Source organism: Pseudonocardia sp. 73-21, from assembly GCF_001899645.1.
Taxonomy (GTDB): Bacteria; Actinomycetota; Actinomycetes; order Mycobacteriales; family Pseudonocardiaceae; genus Pseudonocardia.
In genome coordinates this window covers 196,593-215,597 of record NZ_MKVV01000044.1, presented here as the reverse complement: position 1 = coordinate 215,597, position 19,005 = coordinate 196,593, and the positions used below count along the sequence as shown (strand labels likewise).

The window sequence follows — 19,005 nt, the reverse complement described above, 5'->3', positions numbered from 1 at the left end:
ACATGTTCGCGCCGGGCGGGACCGACACAGTGCCGGCTCGCCGAGACGACGGTGACGACGGTGACGACGGTGACGACGGTGACGACGGTGACGACGATGACGACACGATCCACGCGCCCGACCACCCGCACCTACCGGCCCCGTTCCCGGCCCTGGTCCGGGCCGCGGAGGTCACGGTGCGCCCGGGGGTGGGCCGTTCGTGCTCAACGCCGGTTCTGGAGGTCGGCGCTGCTCGCCCGCGAGGTGGCCGCGATCGACGAGCTCACCGGCGGGCGGCCGGAGCTCGGGCTGGGCACCGGATGCCGACCCTGGCGCGCGGCACGCCGACGCCGTCGCGTACCCGGGGGCGGTCGTCACTCCGCGGGACGGCACGTTGCCGCTGGGCCGCGAGCGCTTCGGCTTCTCCTTCGTCACGGTCAACGGGTGATCGAGGCGCTCAGCGGGAGCTGACGCGCAGCACCGGTTTGCCCGGCGCGCGGTCGGGCGAGTCGACGTAGGCGTGCGCGGCGGCCACGTCGTCGAAGTCGAAGACCCGGTCGACGGTGGGCGTGAAGCCACCGGTCGCCAGTCCGGCCCGGACGAAGTGCTCGGCGCGGCGCAGCGCCCCGGGATCGCCGGTGATCGCGACGACGTGGAAGCGGCGCAGCCAGACCGCGGCGTAGTTCCCGGCGGGCAGCGGCGTCGGCTGCCCGGACAGGCCGCCGTGCACGATCACGGTGGCGTCGTCGGCGCAGGCCCGCACGAGCTGCTCCACCTGCGGCCCGCCCTCGGCGTCGAGGACGAGCGCCGCGCCGCGGCCGCCGGTGGCGTCGCGGATCGCGGCCACGAGGTCGTCCTCACCGGTGACGATCACGGCCTCCGCACCGCCGTCGAGCAGCGCCCGGCGCTGGGCCGCGGCCGGGGTGGTGGCGATCGGGACCGCGCCGAGGTGGCGCACCACCTGGATCGCGGCCAGGCCGATGCTGTTGCTGGCCGCGGTGATCACGACGTGGTCGCCGGGCCGGACGCGGACGGTCTCGCAGACCATCCCGTAGACCGTCACGTACGGCATCCAGATCGCCGCACCGGTGATCGCGTCCATGCCCGGCGGCCGCGCCACCAGCGCGGACGCGGGCACCACGGCCTCCTCGGCGTAGACCGGGTAGTCGTTCTGGGAGAACGCCGGCACGACGCTGACGGCGTCGCCCGGGGCCCACCGCTCCACGCCCGGCCCGACCTCCAGCACCTCACCCGCGCACTCGCTGCCCAGCCCGGCCGGCAGCACGGGCTGTTCGAGGTAGGTGCCGCGGCGGAAGTTGACCTCGGCCCGGTTGAGCCCGATCGCGTCGACGCGGATCCGCACCTCGCCCGCGTCCGGTGACCGCACCGGCAGCTCCTCGATGCGCAGCACCTCGGGACCGCCCAGCTCGTGGAACCTGATCGTCCGTGCCATGGGGGGAACCTACGGCGTAACGGCCCGGGCCCGGGCAGCGACGGACTGGCCGGACGCTCCCCGCCTCCCCCGAACTACGCGCATCCCGGAGTACCCGTGCCCCTGTCCCGTCGCCTTCTCGCCCTGGCGGTGTCCGGCCTGGCCGCGGCCGTCGCCGTGGCCGTCACCGCGAACGCCCCGCTCCTCACCGCGCCGGGCGCCTACTTCATGTAGCTCGCCGCCGTCGGACAGGATGGCGTCATGACTGTGCGGTGGGGTGTGGTGGGTCCGGGCCGGATCGCGTCGGGGGTCGCCAAGGACTTCCCGCACGTGCCGGGCGCCGAGCTGGTGGCGGTGGCGTCGCGGTCGGCGGACCGGGCGACGGCGTTCGCCGCCGAGTACGGCGCCTCGCGTGTGCACGACTCGTACCAGGGCATCGTCGACGACCCCGAGGTCGACGTCCTCTACATCGCCACCCCGCACCCCCAGCACCGCGCCGTCACGCTCGCGGCGCTGCGGGCGGGCAAGGCGGTGCTGGTGGAGAAGGCCTTCACGGTGACGCCCGAGGCGACCCGCGAGATCGTCGACGTCGCCCGCGCCGGCGGCGTGTTCGCGATGGAGGCCATGTGGACCCGCTTCCAGCCCGCCGTCGTGCGCCTGCGCGAACTGATCGCCGAGGGTGCCGTCGGAGAGGTGCGCGCCGTGCAGGGCGAGCTGGGCGTCAACGCCCCCACGGACCCCGACGACCGCTTCTACAACCCCGCGATCGGCGGCGGCGCGCTGTTCGACCTGAGCGTCTACCCGATCTCGTTCGCCCAGATGGTGCTGGGCACGCCCGACACCGTCACCGCCACCGGCCTGCTCGACGCCCGCGGCGTGGACGTCGAGGAGGCCGTGCAGCTGGGCTGGTCGGACGGCCGCGCGGCGTCGCTGTTCACGTCGCTGCGCTGCGCCACCCCCGGCCAGATGCGGGTGTTCGGCACGGCCGGCTGGATCGACGTGCCCCCGCGTTTCCACCACCCCGACGCGATCGTCCTGCACCGGGCGGGCGCCGAGCCGGAGGAGATCCGGACCGGCCACGTGGGCGGTGGGTACGCGCACGAGCTGATCGAGGTGACGGAGTGCGTGGCGGCCGGACGCGCCGAGAGCGCGGTGATGCCGCTGGCCGACACGGTGGCCGTCCAGGACGTGCTGGGGCAGGTGGCGGACCAGCTCGGGATGGTCCCCCGGGAGGGCCCGGCCGACCTCTGAGCACCATCAGGTCTGCACGGTCAGGCGACCATCCAGCTCAGCACCGGCGTCGACTGCAGGTACACCAGCACGCACATGAAGACGAGGAACACCAGGCTCCATACCAGCACCCGGCGGAAGATCTCGCCCTCCTTGCCCTCCAGCCCGACCGCGCCCGCCGCGATCGCCAGGTTCTGCGGCGAGATCATCTTGCCGAGCACGCCGCCGGAGGAGTTCGCGGCCGCCAGCAGCACCGGCGGGAGGTTCACCGACTGCGCGGCGCTGATCTGCAGGGCCCCGAACAGCGAGTTCGACGAGGTGTCGGAGCCCGTGACGGCCACGCCCAGCCAGCCGAGGATCGGCGACAGCAGCGCGAACAGCCCACCGGCGCCGGCGAGCCAGAGGCCCAGCGTGGTGGTCTGGCCCGACTCGTTCATGACGAACCCGAGCGCCAGCACGGCCATCACCGTGAGGATCGCGAACTTGAGCTGGGCGAGGCTCTTGCCGTAGGTCCGCAGGGCCTGGCCGAGGCCGACCTTCAGTACCGGCAGCGTGAGCAGCCCGGAGATCAGCAGCAGCGTGCCGGCCGCGGAGAGGATGTTGAGCTTGAACGTGGTGGCGACGGCCTTGCCGGTTTGGCTGGTGATGGTGAGCCCGGGCCAGTTGTAGATCCAGGTGGCCACCTCGAGGCCCGTGCCGTGGGCGCCGGGCTTCGTCGGGGCCACGCCCGTGATCGGGGGCACGCGGGTGGCCAGCACGAACACCAGGATGATGATCAGGTACGGCGCGTAGGCGCGGAGCACCTCGCTGCGCGTGTCGGTGCGGGTGCTGACGCCGCCCCCGTCCACGTCGACGGGCCGGCCGTCGGTGTCGGCCTCCTCGTAGTGCTCGGCCGGGTGCCAGACGCGCGTGAACAGCAGCACCGCCGCGGCGGCTGCGAGCGAGGCGATGATGTCGGCGAGCGGGATGGACCAGAAGTTCGACGACAGGTACTGGAAGACGCCGAACACCACCCCGCAGAGCAGCGCGGGCGGCCACACCTGCTTGAGCCCCCGCTTGCCGTCGATGATGAACACCAGCGCGAGCGGGACGAACACCGACAGGATCGGGGTCTGCCGCCCCACCATCGCGCCGAGGTCCTCGACCGGCAGTTTCGTGACGGTGGCGAGCGTCGTGATGGGCACCGCGAGCGCGCCGAACGCGACGGGCGCGGTGTTGGCCACCAGCGCCACCGTCGCCGCCTTGAGCGGGCGGAACCCGAGCGCGATGAGCATGACCGAGCTGATCGCGACGGGTGTGCCGAACCCGGCGAGCGCCTCCATCAGCGCGCCGAAGCAGAACGCGATGATGATCGCCTGGATCCGTTGGTCGTCGCTGACGGAGGCGAACGAGCGGCGCAGGACGTCGAAGTGTCCGGTCTCGACGGTGAGGTTGTAGACCCAGATCGCGTTGATGACGATCCACATGATGGGGAAGAAGCCGAATGCGGCGCCGAGCAGACCACTGTTGAGCGCGTCGCCCGCGGGCATCGAGTAGAACACGACCGCCACCACGAGCGCGACGACCAGCCCGATCACGGACGCCAGCCACGCCCGCATCCGCACCACGCCCAGCAGGACGAACAGCACGACGAGCGGCAGGACCGCGACGATCGACGACAGCCCGAGGGAGCCGCCGAGCGGGTCGTAGACCTGTTGGTAGTCGGCCAGCAGCAGTGCGGGCATCGATCCTCCACGGGTGGGCGAACGGCTGCCGGGAAGCGTGCTCCCGTCCCGCCCGTGACGCTCGGTGGGAATGGCCGACTCACCCGATCAGCCCAAGCTGCGGGCCCGCTCCAGGGACAGCTCGCGCTCGCGGGTGTTGCGGGTCAGCTCCGCGGCGCGTTCGAACTCGGCGCGGGCTTCGTCGGCGCGCCCGAGCTTGGCGAGCAGGTCGCCGCGCACGCTGGAGAGCAGGTGGTAGCCGCGCAGGGCCGGGGCGTCGGCGAGGGTGTCGAGCAGGTCGAGGCCGGCCTGCGGCCCCGAGGCCATCGACACGGCCACCGCCCGGTTCAGCTCCACCACCGGGGAGCCCGTCATCGCCGCCAGCACCGCGTAGATCGCGGCGATGCGGTCCCAGTCGGTGTCCTCGGGACGGGCGGCGCGGGCGTGACAGGCCGCGATCGCCGCCTGAAGTGTGTAGGGGCCCCCGCCGAGCCGGTCGGCGCGGTCGAGCGCGGTCAGGCCGCGGTCGATCATCGGCCGGTCCCACAGGGTGCGGTCCTGGTCGAGCAGCAGCACCGGCTCCCCGGACGGGCCGGTGCGCGCGGCCGCCCGCGACGCCTGGATCTCCATCAGCGCCAGCAGGCCGTGCACCTCCGGCTCGTCCGGGGTGAGACCGGCCAGCACCCGCCCGAGCCGGATGGCGTCGTCGCACAGCCCGGGGCGCAGCCAGTCGTCGCCCGTGGTGGCCGAGTAGCCCTCGTTGAAGATCAGGTAGATGACCTCCAGGACGGACCCCAGGCGCTCCCTGCGCTCGGCCACGGGCGGCACCTCGAACGGGACGCCCGCGGCGGCCAGCGCCTTCTTGGCGCGGGTGATGCGGGCGGCCACCGTCGGCTCGGAGGTCAGGTAGGCCCGCGCGATCTCGGCCGTGGTGAGGCCGCCGAGCAGGCGCAGGGTCAGCGCGACCCGGGACGGGACCGCCAGCGCCGGGTGGCAGGACACGAACACGAGGCGGAGCAGATCGTCGTCGATGTGGTCCCCGGAATCGTCGAGGTCGGGGAGCTCCATGTCCGCCCCTTCCCCGTCGATCTCCAGGTCCCGGCCGAGCTCCGCGTACTTGCGCTGCTCGTTCTCGGTGCGCCGGAACACATCAACGGCCCGGCGCTTCGCGACGGTGGTGAGCCAGGCGCCGGCGTTGCGCGGGACGCCCGAGTCGGGCCACTGCTCCAGCGCGGCCACCACGGCGTCCTGCGCGAGCTCCTCGGCCAGCCCGACGTCACCGGTGAACCGGGCGACGCCGGCCACCACCCGGGCCCACTCCGCACGGACGACGTCCTCCACCGCATCCCGGGCCGGCACGCCGCGATCCCACCACCTGCCCGATCACCGGGGCAAGCGGCGCCCCGACTGCGGCGATCAAGGCGTGGACGTCGTCGGTCGTGCGCGGGGAGCGACATCCATGCCTTGATCAGCGCGGGAGGGTGGGGCGGGCGGGCGGGTCAGGCGTCGAGCGTCGGGTCCGCGTCCTCCGGGCCGAAGACCGGGCGGAAGCGGGACTCGCCCTCGCCCGCGATCGCGAGGAAGCGCTTGGCGATCTCGACGGCGGCGTCGTGGTCGGGCAGGTCCATCAGCGCCCATCCCCCGATCAGCTCCTTGGCCTCGGCGAACGGCCCGTCGGTGACGGTGTACTCGTCGCCCTGGCGGCGGACCTTCGCGCCCATCGCCGTCGGGCCCATCCCGCCGGTGGCCACCATCGAGCCGTTCGCGACCGCCTCCGCCATGAACTTCCCCATCTCCTCCATGAGCTCGGGCGTGGGCGGCGGGGTGGGAACGGACTCGTCACCGAAGGTGTAGAAGAAGTAGCGCATGATCGACTCCCTGTTTCGCGGGCGGCCGTGTGGCTGCCTCACCGATGCGTCGAACGGGCCACCCCGGAAATCGACACCGGTCGCGAAGATTTTTCCGGGTCAGTCGTAGAGACCGTCGAGGAGGCCCGCGTACTGCTGTTCGACGACCCGCCGCTTGACCTTCAGGGTGGGGGTGAGCTCACCGGTCTCGATCGACAGGTCGTGGTCGAGGATCGCGAACCTCTTGATCTGCGCGACCGTGGCGTAGTGCGCGTTGACCTCGTCGACGACCTGCTGGACGAGCGCCCGGACGGCCGGGTGCGCCGCCAGGGTGGGGATGTCCGCGGGCAGCCCCTCGCCCTGCGCCCACGGCCCGACCGCCTCGGCGTCGAGGGTGATCAGGGCGACGGGGTAGGGCCTGCGGTCGCCGTGCATGACGGCCTGGGATATCCACGGGGACAGGCGCAGGTCGTTCTCGACGTTGCCCGGCGAGAGGTTCTTGCCGCCCGCGGTGATGATGATGTCCTTCTTGCGGCCGGTGATCGTCACGTAGCCGTCGTCGTCGATCGTGCCGAGGTCGCCGGTCTGCAGCCAGCCGTCGACGAGGGTCTCGGCGGTGGCGCCGGGGTTCTGCCAGTAGCCGGCGAAGATGTGGGGGCCGCGCATGAGGATCTCGCCGTCCTCGGCGATGCGGACGTCGCAGTCGGGCACCGCGCGGCCGATGGAGCCGATCCGCACCGCGTCGAGGGTGTTGAGCGTGCCCATCGCCGTGGACTCCGACAGGCCGTAGCCCTCGTTGACCGGCACGCCCGCGGCGTGGAAGAACTCGATGATCTCGGGCGCGATCGGAGCGGCTCCCGAGATGGCCTGCCGGATCGCGCCCCCGAAGACCGCGCGGACCTTCGTGAACAGCGCCGCGTCGGCCTGCGCGTAACCGGCTGCCAGCTCGTCGGGCACCGGCTGCCCGGCGCGTTCGAGCTGCCGCACGGCCATCCCGGCTGCCACCGCCTTCGCGCGCATCTCCGCCGGGACGAGCCCGCTGACCGTCGCGTAGACCTTCTCGAAGATCCGGGGCACCGACGGCAGCAGCGTCGGCGACAGCGCCGCGAGGTCGGGCATGATCGCGGCCGCCCCGTCGCTGCAGTACGCCACGACCGCGCCCATCCCGGCCGACCCCAGCGAGATGACCTGCGCGAACACGTGCGCGAGCGGCAGGAACAGGTACACGACGTCGGAGGCGTCCATCACGCCCATCGCATCGCACACCCGGCAGCACTCGGTGAGGTTGCGGTGGGTGAGCACGCAGCCCTTGGGGCGGCCGGTGGTGCCGGACGTGTAGATGATCAGTGCGGGCTCGTCCGGGACGACCGCCGTGGCCCGTCGTTCCAGGTCGTCGCGGTCGCCGGCGCGGGCGCGCAGCTCGGCGAGGGTGTTCTCCTCCCCGTCGATCAGGACCACCTCGCGCAGCGCCGGGAGCCGGTCGCGCACCGACTCGACCTTCGCCTGCAGGGCCGCGTTCTCGCACACGACGACCACGGCACCCGAGTCGCCGAGCACCCACTCGCACTCGTCGGCCGAGCTGGAGGGGTAGATCGGCACCGTGACGGCGCCGGCCAGCGCGATGCCGAACTCGACCTGCACCCACTCGGCGCGGGTGTCGGCCAGCACGCAGACGCGGTCGCCCGGTGCCACCCCGAGCGCGACCAGACCCAGCCCGATCTCCGTGCTGATCTCCCGCAGCTCGGCGTAGCTCACGTCCTGCCACACGCCACCGGCGAGGTGGCGCTGGGCGGGGCGGTCGCCGTAGCGCCGCGCCGCGACGGCGGGCAGGGCGGCGACGGTCTGCGGCAGGCCGATGTCGGTGGTCATGCGTGTCCCTCCGCGGTGCGAACGCACGAGTGAAGCGGCGTTGACGGGCGGGTGTCAAGGACGCACAGTGGGCACCACCTGGCATACCATCCGGTCGGTCTGCCATGTGGCCCGGACGGAGCGACATGACGGCGACGCGGACGGCGGTTCCCGACCGGCTGCTCGCCGCCGCGACGCAGCTGTTCGCGAAGCAGGGCTACGACGGCACGTCGGTGGCGCAGATCGTGGACGCGGCGGGCGTCACCAAGGGGGCGCTCTACCACTACTTCTCGTCCAAGGACGAGCTGCTCCACGAGGTGTACGCCCGTGTGCTGCGCCTGCAGTCCCGGCGGCTCGACGAGATCGCGGACGGGCCCGGGACCCCTGCCGAGCGCCTGCACGCCGCGGCCCGCGACGTCGTGCTCACCAGCATCGCGAACCTCGACGACACGACGATCTTCCAGCGCTCCGTGCACCTGCTCGGCCCCGAGCCGCGCGAGCGGGTGCGCCAGGGCCGCCGCGCCTACCACGAGCGGTTCCGGGAGATGGTGCACGACGGACAGGCCTCGGGGGAGCTGCGCTCCGACGTGCACGCCGACCTGGCCGTCTCCTACTTCTTCGGGGCGGTCCACCACCTCGGCAGCTGGTACCGGCCGGCCGGGGCGCTCACCGCCGAGGACGTCGGGCGGCAGTTCGCCGACCTGCTGCTGAGAGGACTGACCTGGTGACCGTCGCGTTCCGTACCTGCCCGTTGTGCGAGGCCACCTGTGGGCTCACGATCACCACCGACGGCCCCGACGTGCTCAGCGTCCGGGGCGATCCCGACGACGTGGGCAGCCACGGCTTCCTGTGCCCCAAGGGTGTGGCCCTCGGCGACCTGCACCACGATCCCGACCGCCTCACCACCCCGCTGGTGCGCCGCGACGGCGTGCTCGTGCCCGCCACGTTCGACGAGGCCTACGCCGAGATCGAGGCCCGGCTCCCGCCGCTGCTGGCCGGGCACGGACGCAACGCCGTGGCCGTCTACCTGGGCAACCCCAACTCGCACGACCACGCGGCCACGCTCTACGGGCCGGTGCTCATCCGCGCACTCGGCACCGACCAGCGCTACTCGGCCAGCACCGTCGACCAGATGCCCAAGCAGGTGGCGTCGGCGCTGATGTTCGGCACGGGCCTGTCCATCGCGATCCCCGACGTCGACCACACGCAGTTCCTGCTCGTGCTCGGGGCCAACCCACTGGTGAGCAACGGCAGCCTGTTCACCGCACCGGACATGCCGGGACGGTTGCGTGCGCTGCGCCGCCGGGGCGGGCGGCTCGTCGTGGTCGACCCGCGCCGCACGCGCACCGCCCGGGCCGCCGACGAGCACCTCACGATCCGCCCGGGCGCCGACGCGCTGCTGCTGGCGGCCATGGCGCAGACGCTGTTCGCCGACGGGCTCGTCGTGTCGTCGCTGCCGCACGTCAGCGGGGTGGAGGAGGTACGGGAGGCGGTGGCGTCGTTCCCGCCCGAGGTGGTGGCGCAGGGGTGCGGCGTGCCGGCGTCGACGATCCGGCGGCTCGCCCACGAGCTGGCCGCCGCCCCGTCCGCCGCGGTGTACGGGCGCATCGGCACCTGCACCACCGCGCACGGCACCGTCGCGAGCTGGCTGGTGGACGTCCTCAACACGCTCACGGGCAACCTCGACCGCCCCGGCGGCGTGCTGTTCCCCGCGGCCGCCGCGGGCGGGGCCAACACGGCCGGGCCGCACGGCTCCGGGCGCGGCGTGCGGATCCCCGGCTCCCGGCGCACCCGCGTGCGGGGCCTGCCCAGCGCGCTCGGGGAGTTCCCCGTGGCCGCACTGGCCGAGGAGATCGACACGCCGGGCGCCGACCGGGTCCGGGCGCTGATCACGGTGGCCGGCAACCCCGCGCTCTCCACGCCCAACAGCGCCCGGCTGGAGGCGGCGCTCGGACAGCTGGATTTCATGGTCTCGGTGGACGCCTACCTCAACGAGACCACGCGGCACGCCGACGTCGTGCTGCCCGCGCCGTCGCCGCTCACCCGCGGGCACTACGACATCGTGTTCGCGCAGTTCGCCGCACGGAACGTCGCGCGCTGGTCGCCGCCGGTGTTCCCGGCCGACCCCGCGCGGCCGGGTGACGGCGAGATGCTGCTGCGGCTCGCCGCGATCGCCGCCGGCACCACCGCCGAGGCCCTCGACGATGCCGTCACGCTGACGGCCGCCGCGGCGGCCGTCGCCGACCCCTGTTCGCCGGTGCACGGCCGCGACCCCGCGGAGCTGGTGGCGGCACTCGGCTCCCGCCGTGGCGCCGACCGGCTGCTCGACCTGCTGCTGCGCACCGGTCCGTACGGCGACGGTTTCGGCGCCGACCCGGACGGCCTCACGCTCGACGTGCTCGCCGCGGCCCCGCACGGCGTCGACCTCGGCCCGTTGCAGCCGCGGCTGCCCGACGTCCTGCGCACGCCGAGCGGCACGGTGGAGCTCGCCCCGCCCGTGATCATCGCCGACGCGGAGCGCCTGCACGACCTGCTCGGCGCGTCCGACGGCCCGGTGCTCGTGGGGCGGCGGGACCTGCGCTCCAACAACTCCTGGATGCACAACCTGCCCGCGATGGTGAGGGGCGCCGACCGCTGCACACTGCACGTCAACCCGGTCGACGCCGCCGCCCTCGGCCTGGTCGACGGCGACCGCGCCCGCGTGACGTCGCGGGTCGGGTCGGTGGAGGCGCCGGTGACGATCACCGACGACATCCGACCCGGGGTGGTCAGCCTCCCGCACGGCTGGGGTCACGCCACCCACGCCGGCACCGTCGCGGCCGCCCACCCCGGGGTGAACAGCAACCTGCTCACCGACGAGCTGGTGATCGACCCGCTCTCGGGCAACGCCGCCCTCAACGCGATCCCGGTGACGGTGACGGCGACGGGGGAGCCGGCGGCCAGCACCCCACCCCGCGAGCCGGCGGTTTCGGGTGACCGAGTCGGCGGTTTCGGGCGCACGACCTGACCGGATCCGGCGCCGACGTGGCATCCCGAACCGCCGACTCGCGGGCGGGAAACCGCCGACTCGCGGGCGGGAAAGTGCCGACTCGCGGGCGGGAAACCACCGACTCGCGGGCGGGAAAGTGCCGACTCGCGGGCGGGAAAGTGCCGACTCGCGGGCGTGGACCCCGATGCGGTCCCGACCGTTTCGGCGCGCCGTCAGGTCGTGGGGCGGGCCCTGGGCGGTGGGCCGGACCGGGCCCGCGGGTACCGTCCGCGGCGATGATGCGCCGACACGCCGCGACCGTCCTGCTGGCCGGAGCCGTGCTCACCGGGTGCGGTGCGCCCGCCCCGGTCGCGTCGCCGGTCGCCACCACCGTTCCGGTCACCACGACGGCCGTCGCGCCCACCGCTGCTCCCACCGCTGCTCCCACCGCTGCTCCCACCTCCGCCCCGCCGGCCTGCCCCGCGTCCGCCTGGAGCTGTGAGCAGCAGAGCCGGTTCGCCGCCGTCGAGGCCTACAGCCGCCGCACGGTGGGTGCCCACGGCTACCTGGCCGTCGCGTTCACGGACCGCCGGACGGGCGCGGTGTGGCGCACCGGCGACACCACCCACGAGGGCTGGACGGCGTCCACGATCAAGCTGGCCATCGCGTCCGACCTGCTGGCGCGCAACCGCACCGGCGACATCACGCTCACCGCGGCCGACCGGCACGACATGGACACGATGCTGAACTTCTCCGACGAGGCCGCGTCGGACCGGCTGTGGAAGAGGTTCGGCGGCGACGCCATGCTCGCGCGGTTCCGCGACGACCTGGGGATGACCGGCCTGCACTTCGTCCCGGGCTTCACCTCCTCGACGTACTGGGGCTTCGTCAAGTGCACCACCGACGACCTCGCGGCGCTGATGGCCCACGTCCTGCAGGGCCCCGACCGCGACCACCTCGTCCCGGCGATGCGCGGCGTGGCGTCCAACCAGCAGTGGGGCGTCTGGGGAGCGGGCGCGGCGCAGCAGCCCGGCAACAAGGACGGCTGGTCGTTCGAGTCGGACTCCTACGGCAAGCACTGGGTCACCGACACCGTCGGCTTCGCGGGGCCGGACGAGCGCTACACGTTGGCGATCATGTATCAGGTGGGGCCGGCCGGCTCGCTCGCCGGCGGCGTGCACGCCGTGAGCGACGTGGCGGCGCTGCTGTTCGGCCGCCCCGTGCCGGCGTCGATCACGGTGCCCGCCCCCGACGGCTGACCCGTCCCGTCCCGACCCGTCAGCCGGTCATCCCGTAGAGGTCGAGGACGCCGTCGCCGCGGGCGGTGCGGGCCACCAGGTGGTGACGGCCCTCGCGACGGCGCGTCACCAGGCCGGCGGCCACCAGCGCGTCGACGTGGTGGGTGGCGGCGCTCGCGGTCGTGCCCAGTGCCCCGGCGATGCGGCCCATCGCCCACTCGCCGTCGAGCCGGGCCAGCAGCTGCGCCCGCATCGGGGTGAGCAGGGCGGCGAGGCCCGTGGGGTCGTCGGGCGGGGCGCCCGCGGCCACCGGGTAGGCCAGCCAGACGAGGTCGGGGCGGTCGAGGTTGGAGATCGAGACGTCCAGCCCGCTGAGCACGGGCGCCAGCACCACGGTGCGGCCCGACGCGTCGAGCTCGGTGCCCTCGGGATCGGGGAACACCAGGCAGCCGTCCTGGGCGCGACCGCGCGGATGGGCCTGCGCCAGCACGATGTCGAGCGCCTCCCGCGCCGCGGCGGCCCCGACGCGCTCGGCCTCGCGCCCGCGCAGCGCGTCCTCGCGGCGCCACACCGGCTCGACGACGGCCCACAGCGCGTCGAGCACGTCGGCGACGTCGTGCGCCCACCGCTGCGGCGCGGCGGCGATCTCCTCCCACTGCCGGGGCGGCCGGTCGTCGAACGTCTCGCGCAGGTCGCCGAGCAGCTCCGACGCCGACAGGTCACGGAGCCGGCCGATCTCCGCGCGCACGTCGGTGTCGTGGGCCGGGTCGTGCGGGCTCAGGCAGTCGGGAGCCACCGAGCTGCCGGGCGCGACGATCCGCGCGACCGCGGCCAGACCCCGTTGCGGGAACCGGCCGGCGATCCGGGCGGGTGCGGTGGCGAGCCCGCGCCGGTGGTCCCGGGCCCCGGCGCAGGCCAGGGCGAGCACGCTCGAGTACGGGTCGAACGTGACGCGGACCGCGGCGCGCGGGTCGATGCGGATACGGCTGACGAGCTCGTCCATGCTCCCCCCGGACCGAGAGTACAAAACACGGACTTCACACGCTCCGTCAGTCCTGCGCCTTCCCGCTCGTGAGCCGGGCCAGCAGCAGCGCCACGAGGATCACGATGCCGTTGACGGCCTGGATCTGGTCGGCCTTGACCTGCGCGAGGGTGAGCACGTTCTGGATCAGTCCGAGCAGTACCACGCCGCAGAGAGCGCCGAACAGCGAGCCCTTGCCGCCGTCGAGCGAGATCCCGCCGATCACCGCGGCCGCGAACACCGTGAAGATCATGCCGTTGCCCTGCGCCGCGGCCACCGAGCCCAGCCGGGCCGAGAGCATGACGCCGGCGAGCGCGGCCAGTGCGCCGGCCACGACGAGGGTGAGCCAGATCGTGCGCTCGACGCGGATGCCGGCGGCGCGGGCGGCGTCGGGGTTGCCGCCGACGGCGTAGAGCGAGCGGCCGACGCGGGTGTAGCCCAGCACCACGATGCCCACCGCGAACGCGATCACCACGATCCACAGCGAGATCGGGATCGTGGCGAACCGCAGGCTGCCCAGGTCGTCGATCACGGGGATGCGGTTGGCGAGGTCGGAGATCGTGGCCCCGCCGACGATGGCGAGCTGCAGCCCGCGCAGCGCGATCAGCATGGCGAGGGTGACGATGAACGCCGAGAGCTTGAACCGGACGATCAGCAGCCCGTTGAACGCGCCGATCAGGGCCCCGAACAGGATCGCGACGGGCAGCACGGTCCAGGTGGGCCACGGCGCGCCGAGCACCGACGTGTCGCCGACGACCAGGAAGATCGCCACTGCCGGCGCGATGCCGACCACGGACTCCAGCGAGAGGTCGAACTTGCCGACGATCAGCACGAGCGCCTCGGCCAGCACCACCAGCGCCAGCTCGGACTGGTACTTGAGCACCGTGTCCACCAGATAGGACTGGCTCAGGAACACGTCGGGCTTGATCAGGTAGCCGATCACCAGCAGCGCGATGATCGGCGGGATCAGCGCGAGGTCCCGCAGCCGCCCCAGCCTGAGCCGGCTGACGGGCGGGGTCCCGGGCTTCTCCAGCGCCGTCTCGGTCATTCGCCGTCCCCCGTCATCGCCACGCCCTCGATCTCCGCCACCAGCTCCGCCTCGCTCCACCCGCGCCCGTGCTCGGCGACGATCCGCCCGCCCGCCATCACGACGACGCGGTCGCACAGCCGCAGGTCGTCGAGCTCGTCGGACACCAGCAGTGCGGCGCGGTCACCGCGGGTCTCGCCGTCCACCGCGCCGAGCAGCGACTCCTTGGAGCGCACGTCCACGCCTGCGGTGGGCTGCACCAGTACCAGCACCTTCGGGTCGCTGGCCAGGGCGCGCGCCATCACGACCTTCTGCGCGTTGCCGCCCGACAGCTCGCCGACGGGCTGCTCGGGGCCGGACGTGTGGACGTCGAGGTCGGTGATCATCGTGCGCGCCCGTTCGGTGCGCCGTGACGGCAGCACCAGCCCGGCCGGGCCGAGCCGGTCGGCGATGGTCATGGTGGCGTTCTCGGCCACCGACAGCCCGGCGACGAACCCGTCGGCGTTGCGGTCACCGGGCAGGTAGCCGACGCCGGCGCGCAGCGCGGCGGGCACGTCGTTCGGCCGGATCCGCCGCCCGTCGACGTGCACGGTGCCGGTGCGCGGCCGCAGCCCGACCACGGCCTCGGCGAGCTCCCGCTTCCCGCTGGCCGCCGACCCGGTGACGCCGACGATCTCGCCGCGGCGCACGGTGAGGTCGACCCCCGCCACGTCGACCAGCTCGAGGGCGGGCTCGGCGTCGTCGGACACGGTGGGCCGGTCGGCGCCGACGTCCACGAGCCCGCGGGCCTCGCCGATCATCGCGGCCACCAGCTCGTCGCGGCCCAGCGTGGCGACGTCGGCGTCGAGGACGTAGCGGGCGTCGCGGAACACCGTCACCCGCTGGCAGATCTCGTAGATCTCCGGCAGGTGGTGGGAGATGAACAGGAACGTGACCCCCTGCTCCCGCAGCGTGCGCAGCCGGTCGAACAGCCGGGTGATCGCGCGGCCCTCCAGCTGGGCGGTCGGCTCGTCGAGGATGACGAACCGGGCGCCCAGCGACAGCGCGCCGGCGATCTCGACGAGCTGGCGCTGCTCCACCGACAGCTCGCGGGCCGGGAGGTCGGGATCGACGTGCACCGCCCACTCCTCCAGCAGCCCGGCCGCACCCGCGCGCAGCTTCCGCGGCGAGAGCAGCCCGAACCGGCCGCGGGGCTGGCGGTGCAGGAACAGGTTCTCCGCCACCGACAGCTCCGGCACCACCGACGGCTTCTGGTAGACGCACGCCACCTGCCGTCGCCACGCCGCGCGGTCGCCCGGGGCGGGGGCGGGTTCCCCGCCGAACCGCACCTCACCGCCGTCGGGGCGCAGCAGCCCGGTGAGCACGCCGACCAGGGTCGACTTGCCCGCGCCGTTGCGTCCCACCAGCGCGTGGGTCTCGCCGGGCTGCACGGTCAGGCGCCCGTCGGCCAGCGCGACGGTGGCGCCGAACCGCTTGGCGACGCCCGATGCCTCCACTACCGGGGTCATGAGGTCGCGTTGCCCCACAGGCTCTTGTCGTCCACGTTGTCCTTCGTGACGAGCGGCGCGGGGAGCTGGTCCTCGAAACCGTTGGCGATCTTCACGACGGTGGAGCCGTGGTCGGTGGGCCCCTCCTTCGGCGTCACGCCGGCCAGCGCCTGCTGGGCCCAGTAGAGGCCGTACTGCGCGTAGGCGTCGGCGGGCTGGGAGACCGTCGCGTCGATCTCCCCGGCGCGGATGGCCGCGAACTCCTGCGGGATGCCGTCGTTGGAGACGATCGTGATGTGCCTGGGGTCGCCCGGCGCCGTGATGAGGTTCTTCTGCTTGAGCACCTGCAGCGTCGCGTCCAGGTAGACGCCGCCGGCCTGCATGTAGATGCCGTTGATGTCGGGGTCGGTGGCCAGGCGGGTCTGCAGGGCGGCCTGGGCCTTGCTCCCGTCCCACTCGGTGGGCTCGGCGAACACCGTGATGCCCGGGTACTTCTGCTTCATGCAGTCGCCGAAGGCCTCGGAGCGGTCGCGGCCGTTGATCGACGACAGCGCGCCCTCGAACTCCACGACCTTGCCCTTGCCGCCGAGCTTCGCGCCGAGGAACTCGCACGCCTTCTGCCCGTAGGCCCGGTTGTCGGCGCGGACCACCATGTAGACGGTCCCGGAGTCCGGCCGCGTGTCCACCGTGACCACCGGGATCTTCTTCGCGGCCATCTGGTCGAGGGTGGGGCCGATGGCCCCGGTGTCCTGCGGGGCGATCACGAGCGCGCCCGCCCCCTGCGTGACGAGGCTGTCGGCGTTGCTGATCAGCGTCTGGACGTCGTTCTGGGAGTTGGTGGGCCCGACGAGCGTCGCGCCGAGTTCCTTGGCCTTCAGCGGCACGTAGCGGGCGTAGGCGTTCCAGAAGTCGGAGTCGGCGCGGGGGAGGTCGACGCCGATCGAGGTGGAGCCACCGGCCGCGGGCGCCGCCGCCGTCGAACCGTCCTTGCTGCAGGCGGCCATGCCGATCAGTAGCGTCGTGGCCGCGACCGCGCCGACGGCACGGCGTACCGGAACGGGAATCATCATTGATCTCCTTGGGCTGGACGGACGGCCGTCGCAGAGGTCAACGACACCACTGCCGTCGGGAAGCGACGTGCTCAAACATCGGATGTCTGAGGGATGTATAGCGGTGGATGGTCGAGGTGCGCAAGGCTCTTGCTCTGGACGTCCGATCTCTGAGGAGGAACCTGATGGGTGACGTGGTCGTGGTGACCGGGGCCGGCACGGGCATCGGACGCGCGGTGGCCGCCGCCCTGCTGGGAGCGGGCTTCCGGGTGGCGCTCGCCGGCCGTCGCCCGGAGCCCCTCGACGAGACCGCGGCCGGTCACCCGTCGGCGCTCGTGGTGCCCACCGACGTCACCGACGAGGGCTCGGTGGATGCCCTCTTCGCCGCCGTGCACGAACGCTGGGGTCGCGTCGACCTGCTGTTCAACAACGCCGGCGGGTTCGGCCCGTCCGGGCTCGTCGACGAGATCGACGTCGCGGCGTGGCGGGCCACCGTGGACGTCAACCTCACCGGGTCGTTCCTCTGCGCCCGTGCGGCGTTCGGGGCGATGCGGGCCCAGCGGCCCCAGGGCGGGCGGATCATCAACAACGGCTCGATCTCCGCGCACGTGCCCCGCCCGGGCAGCGCCGCGTACACCGCCACCAAGCACGCGATCACCGGGCTGACCAAGTCCCTGTCGCTCGACGGCAGGCCCTTCGCCATCATGTGCGGGCAGATCGACATCGGCAACGCCGCCACGGAGATGACGGCGGGGATCGCCACGGGGGCACGGCAGGCCGACGGGAGCATCCGTCCGGAGCCGACGTTCGACGTCGCCCACGTGGCCGACGCGGTGCTGGCGATGGCCCGGCTGCCGCTGGGGGTGACCGTGCCGTCGATGACGATCGCCGCGGCCGGGATGCCGTTCGTCGGACGGGGCTGACCGGAGAGACCTCGTGCCCCCTCCAGCCGAGGTCTCTCCGGCCCGGGCAAATAGGTATCCCGAGCAGGCTGCGGCGAACAACTTTCGCCCGGGCCGCGCTCGCGAACTGGACAGCCGGTGCCGCTTCGCGGACAGAACCCCTGCCGCGGAGGAGTTCCGCGCCGCCCCCCGACGACGTACGGTCAGGGCCTTCCCCCGAACGGGCAGAAGGGCGAAAGCGTGCAGACCGTCTCGACCGGCCAGTTCCAGGTCGCCACGACCGACCCCGACGAGGCCCACACCTGGCTCAGCTCCGCCTACGCCGACCACTCGGCCCGGCTCTCCGGTCGTTCCGAGGCCTTCCGCTTCTCCCACAGCGTGGCCGAGTGCGGGTCGTTCAAGGTCGGTGTCTGCCGGCACACCATGACCCTGCACGGGGAGTGGGAGCCGCTCGACGACCAGCTGCTGTTCAGCCACCTGCTCTCGGGCCGGTTCGTGATCGGGTGCAGCCGCTCGGAGGTGGCCGCGGGCCCCGGTGACGTGTTCGCCTACGACCCGGACGCCACGATGGGCGTCGAGTGGTCCGACATCCGCATGGCGCAGGTGCGGATCGACCGCGCGGCGTTCGACCGGACCGCGGCCGAACTGCTCGGCGACGACCGGCCCGGCGTGAGCACGGGGTTCGACCTGGCGCGGGCGGTCACCGAGGCCAAGGCGGCGCACTGGCGGCGGTTCATGCAGTACGTGACCAGCGACGTCGCGATCAGTCCCGTCGTGCAGAGCAGCCCGCTCGTCATGGGACAGGTGTTCCGCACCATCGTCGCCACCGCGCTCGAGACGTTCCCGCACACGGCGATCGACCGCGCCGGCCGCGCCGGGCCGGTGTCGACGGGCGTCGTGCGCCGGGCGCTGGCCTTCATCGACGAGCACGCCGGTGAGGACATCGACCTCACGACGATCGCGGAGGCGGCCGGTGTGGGCCCGCGTGCCCTGCAACGGGCCTTCCGCCGCTCGCTGGACACCACCCCGCTGCACCAGCTGCGCTCGGTCCGGCTCGAGCGGGCGCGGGCCGACCTGCGGGCGGCCGACCCCGGCGACGGCACCACGGTGGCCACGGTCGCCGCGAGGTGGGGGTTCGGCCATCCGGGACGGTTCGCGTCGGAGTACCGGTCGCGGTTCGGGGTCTCCCCGAGCGAGACCCTGCGGGGCTGATTCCTCGTCGAGAACTGTCGGTGGCCCCCTCTAGTCTCGGAGACCGACGTCACTTCCGAGGG

At 73.3% G+C, this 19,005-nt stretch carries 15 protein-coding genes; 6 read left to right on the top strand and 9 right to left on the bottom strand.

Annotated elements, in window-relative coordinates:
• Window positions 1-436 precede the first annotated feature (436 nt).
• Window positions 437-1,432 (bottom strand): zinc-dependent alcohol dehydrogenase family protein, encoded by a 996-nt coding sequence (locus BGP03_RS13570; RefSeq protein WP_296373532.1) that lies wholly within the window; start codon window positions 1,430-1,432, stop codon window positions 437-439.
• 240 nt (window positions 1,433-1,672) lie between these two features.
• On the opposite strand from BGP03_RS13570, the gene BGP03_RS13565 reads away from it, so the two are divergent.
• Window positions 1,673-2,662 (top strand): Gfo/Idh/MocA family oxidoreductase, encoded by a 990-nt coding sequence (locus BGP03_RS13565; RefSeq protein ID WP_296373529.1) that lies wholly within the window; start codon window positions 1,673-1,675, stop codon window positions 2,660-2,662.
• Window positions 2,663-2,682: 20 nt separating this feature from the next.
• On the opposite strand, the gene BGP03_RS13560 is transcribed toward BGP03_RS13565, so the two are convergent.
• The 4 genes from BGP03_RS13560 to BGP03_RS13545 all read right to left on the bottom strand — a co-directional run bounded on the left by BGP03_RS13560 (window position 2,683) and on the right by BGP03_RS13545 (window position 8,060).
• Window positions 2,683-4,365 (bottom strand): L-lactate permease, encoded by a 1,683-nt coding sequence (locus BGP03_RS13560; RefSeq protein WP_296373527.1) that lies wholly within the window; start codon window positions 4,363-4,365, stop codon window positions 2,683-2,685.
• An 87-nt stretch (window positions 4,366-4,452) separates the two neighbouring features.
• Window positions 4,453-5,703 carry an RNA polymerase sigma factor gene (locus BGP03_RS13555; RefSeq protein ID WP_298798852.1) on the bottom strand — a complete coding sequence of 417 codons (1,251 nt, stop codon included), beginning with the start codon at window positions 5,701-5,703 and terminating at the stop codon, window positions 4,453-4,455.
• Window positions 5,704-5,843: 140 nt separating this feature from the next.
• The gene (locus BGP03_RS13550) at window positions 5,844-6,212 is read right to left on the bottom strand and encodes a YciI family protein (protein ID WP_296373524.1); all 369 of its coding nucleotides are present in this window, start codon (window positions 6,210-6,212) and stop codon (window positions 5,844-5,846) included.
• A 99-nt stretch (window positions 6,213-6,311) separates the two neighbouring features.
• On the bottom strand, window positions 6,312-8,060 hold the full coding sequence (locus tag BGP03_RS13545) for an AMP-dependent synthetase/ligase (RefSeq protein WP_298798849.1): 1,749 nt from the start codon (window positions 8,058-8,060) through the stop codon (window positions 6,312-6,314).
• A 125-nt stretch (window positions 8,061-8,185) separates the two neighbouring features.
• On the opposite strand from BGP03_RS13545, the gene BGP03_RS13540 reads away from it, so the two are divergent.
• The 3 genes from BGP03_RS13540 (at window position 8,186) to BGP03_RS13530 (ending at window position 12,266) form a co-directional block, all read left to right on the top strand.
• Complete coding sequence (locus BGP03_RS13540; RefSeq protein WP_296373519.1) at window positions 8,186-8,767, top strand: TetR/AcrR family transcriptional regulator; 582 nt, start codon at window positions 8,186-8,188, stop codon at window positions 8,765-8,767.
• A complete protein-coding gene (locus BGP03_RS13535) occupies window positions 8,764-11,046 on the top strand; it encodes a molybdopterin-dependent oxidoreductase (RefSeq protein WP_298798847.1) in 2,283 nt (760 codons plus the stop codon). Before BGP03_RS13540 ends, BGP03_RS13535 begins: the two co-directional genes overlap by 4 nt.
• A 257-nt stretch (window positions 11,047-11,303) precedes the next feature.
• Window positions 11,304-12,266 carry a tat pathway signal sequence gene (locus BGP03_RS13530; RefSeq protein WP_296373515.1) on the top strand — a complete coding sequence of 321 codons (963 nt, stop codon included), beginning with the start codon at window positions 11,304-11,306 and terminating at the stop codon, window positions 12,264-12,266.
• Window positions 12,267-12,285: 19 nt separating this feature from the next.
• On the opposite strand, the gene BGP03_RS13525 is transcribed toward BGP03_RS13530, so the two are convergent.
• Genes BGP03_RS13525 through BGP03_RS13510 form a run of 4 tightly spaced genes read right to left on the bottom strand, consistent with a single transcriptional unit; the run spans window position 12,286 to window position 16,850 of the window.
• Complete coding sequence (locus tag BGP03_RS13525; protein WP_298798844.1) at window positions 12,286-13,248, bottom strand: winged helix-turn-helix domain-containing protein; 963 nt, start codon at window positions 13,246-13,248, stop codon at window positions 12,286-12,288.
• A gap of 46 nt (window positions 13,249-13,294) precedes the next feature.
• A complete protein-coding gene (locus BGP03_RS13520; RefSeq protein WP_298798842.1) occupies window positions 13,295-14,314 on the bottom strand; it encodes an ABC transporter permease in 1,020 nt (339 codons plus the stop codon).
• Window positions 14,311-15,801: a sugar ABC transporter ATP-binding protein gene (locus tag BGP03_RS13515; RefSeq protein WP_296373510.1), complete on the bottom strand. Its 1,491-nt coding sequence runs from the start codon at window positions 15,799-15,801 to the stop codon at window positions 14,311-14,313. Before BGP03_RS13515 ends, BGP03_RS13520 begins: the two co-directional genes overlap by 4 nt.
• Window positions 15,798-16,850: a sugar ABC transporter substrate-binding protein gene (locus BGP03_RS13510; RefSeq protein WP_296373508.1), complete on the bottom strand. Its 1,053-nt coding sequence runs from the start codon at window positions 16,848-16,850 to the stop codon at window positions 15,798-15,800. The genes BGP03_RS13515 and BGP03_RS13510 overlap by 4 nt, the downstream gene beginning before the upstream one ends.
• Before the next feature lie 164 nt (window positions 16,851-17,014).
• Here BGP03_RS13510 and BGP03_RS13505 point away from each other — a divergent pair, with 164 nt between their 5' ends.
• A complete protein-coding gene (locus BGP03_RS13505) occupies window positions 17,015-17,752 on the top strand; it encodes an SDR family oxidoreductase (RefSeq protein WP_298798840.1) in 738 nt (245 codons plus the stop codon).
• A gap of 219 nt (window positions 17,753-17,971) precedes the next feature.
• Complete coding sequence (locus BGP03_RS13500; RefSeq protein WP_296373504.1) at window positions 17,972-18,943, top strand: AraC family transcriptional regulator; 972 nt, start codon at window positions 17,972-17,974, stop codon at window positions 18,941-18,943.
• The last annotated feature ends 62 nt before the right edge of the window (window positions 18,944-19,005 follow it).

Bases quoted from the DNA above. Each gene is read 5' to 3' on its own strand.
- BGP03_RS13570 (WP_296373532.1), bottom strand. From the start codon at position 1,432: ATGGCACGGACGATCAGGTTCCACGAGCTGGGCGGTCCCGAGGTGCTG.
- BGP03_RS13565 (WP_296373529.1), top strand. From the start codon at position 1,673: ATGACTGTGCGGTGGGGTGTGGTGGGTCCGGGCCGGATCGCGTCGGGG.
- BGP03_RS13560 (WP_296373527.1), bottom strand. From the start codon at position 4,365: ATGCCCGCACTGCTGCTGGCCGACTACCAACAGGTCTACGACCCGCTC.
- BGP03_RS13550 (WP_296373524.1), bottom strand. From the start codon at position 6,212: ATGCGCTACTTCTTCTACACCTTCGGTGACGAGTCCGTTCCCACCCCG.
- BGP03_RS13545 (WP_298798849.1), bottom strand. From the start codon at position 8,060: ATGACCACCGACATCGGCCTGCCGCAGACCGTCGCCGCCCTGCCCGCC.
- BGP03_RS13540 (WP_296373519.1), top strand. From the start codon at position 8,186: ATGACGGCGACGCGGACGGCGGTTCCCGACCGGCTGCTCGCCGCCGCG.
- BGP03_RS13530 (WP_296373515.1), top strand. From the start codon at position 11,304: ATGATGCGCCGACACGCCGCGACCGTCCTGCTGGCCGGAGCCGTGCTC.
- BGP03_RS13525 (WP_298798844.1), bottom strand. From the start codon at position 13,248: ATGGACGAGCTCGTCAGCCGTATCCGCATCGACCCGCGCGCCGCGGTC.
- BGP03_RS13520 (WP_298798842.1), bottom strand. From the start codon at position 14,314: ATGACCGAGACGGCGCTGGAGAAGCCCGGGACCCCGCCCGTCAGCCGG.
- BGP03_RS13515 (WP_296373510.1), bottom strand. From the start codon at position 15,801: ATGACCCCGGTAGTGGAGGCATCGGGCGTCGCCAAGCGGTTCGGCGCC.
- BGP03_RS13510 (WP_296373508.1), bottom strand. From the start codon at position 16,850: ATGATGATTCCCGTTCCGGTACGCCGTGCCGTCGGCGCGGTCGCGGCC.
- BGP03_RS13505 (WP_298798840.1), top strand. From the start codon at position 17,015: ATGGGTGACGTGGTCGTGGTGACCGGGGCCGGCACGGGCATCGGACGC.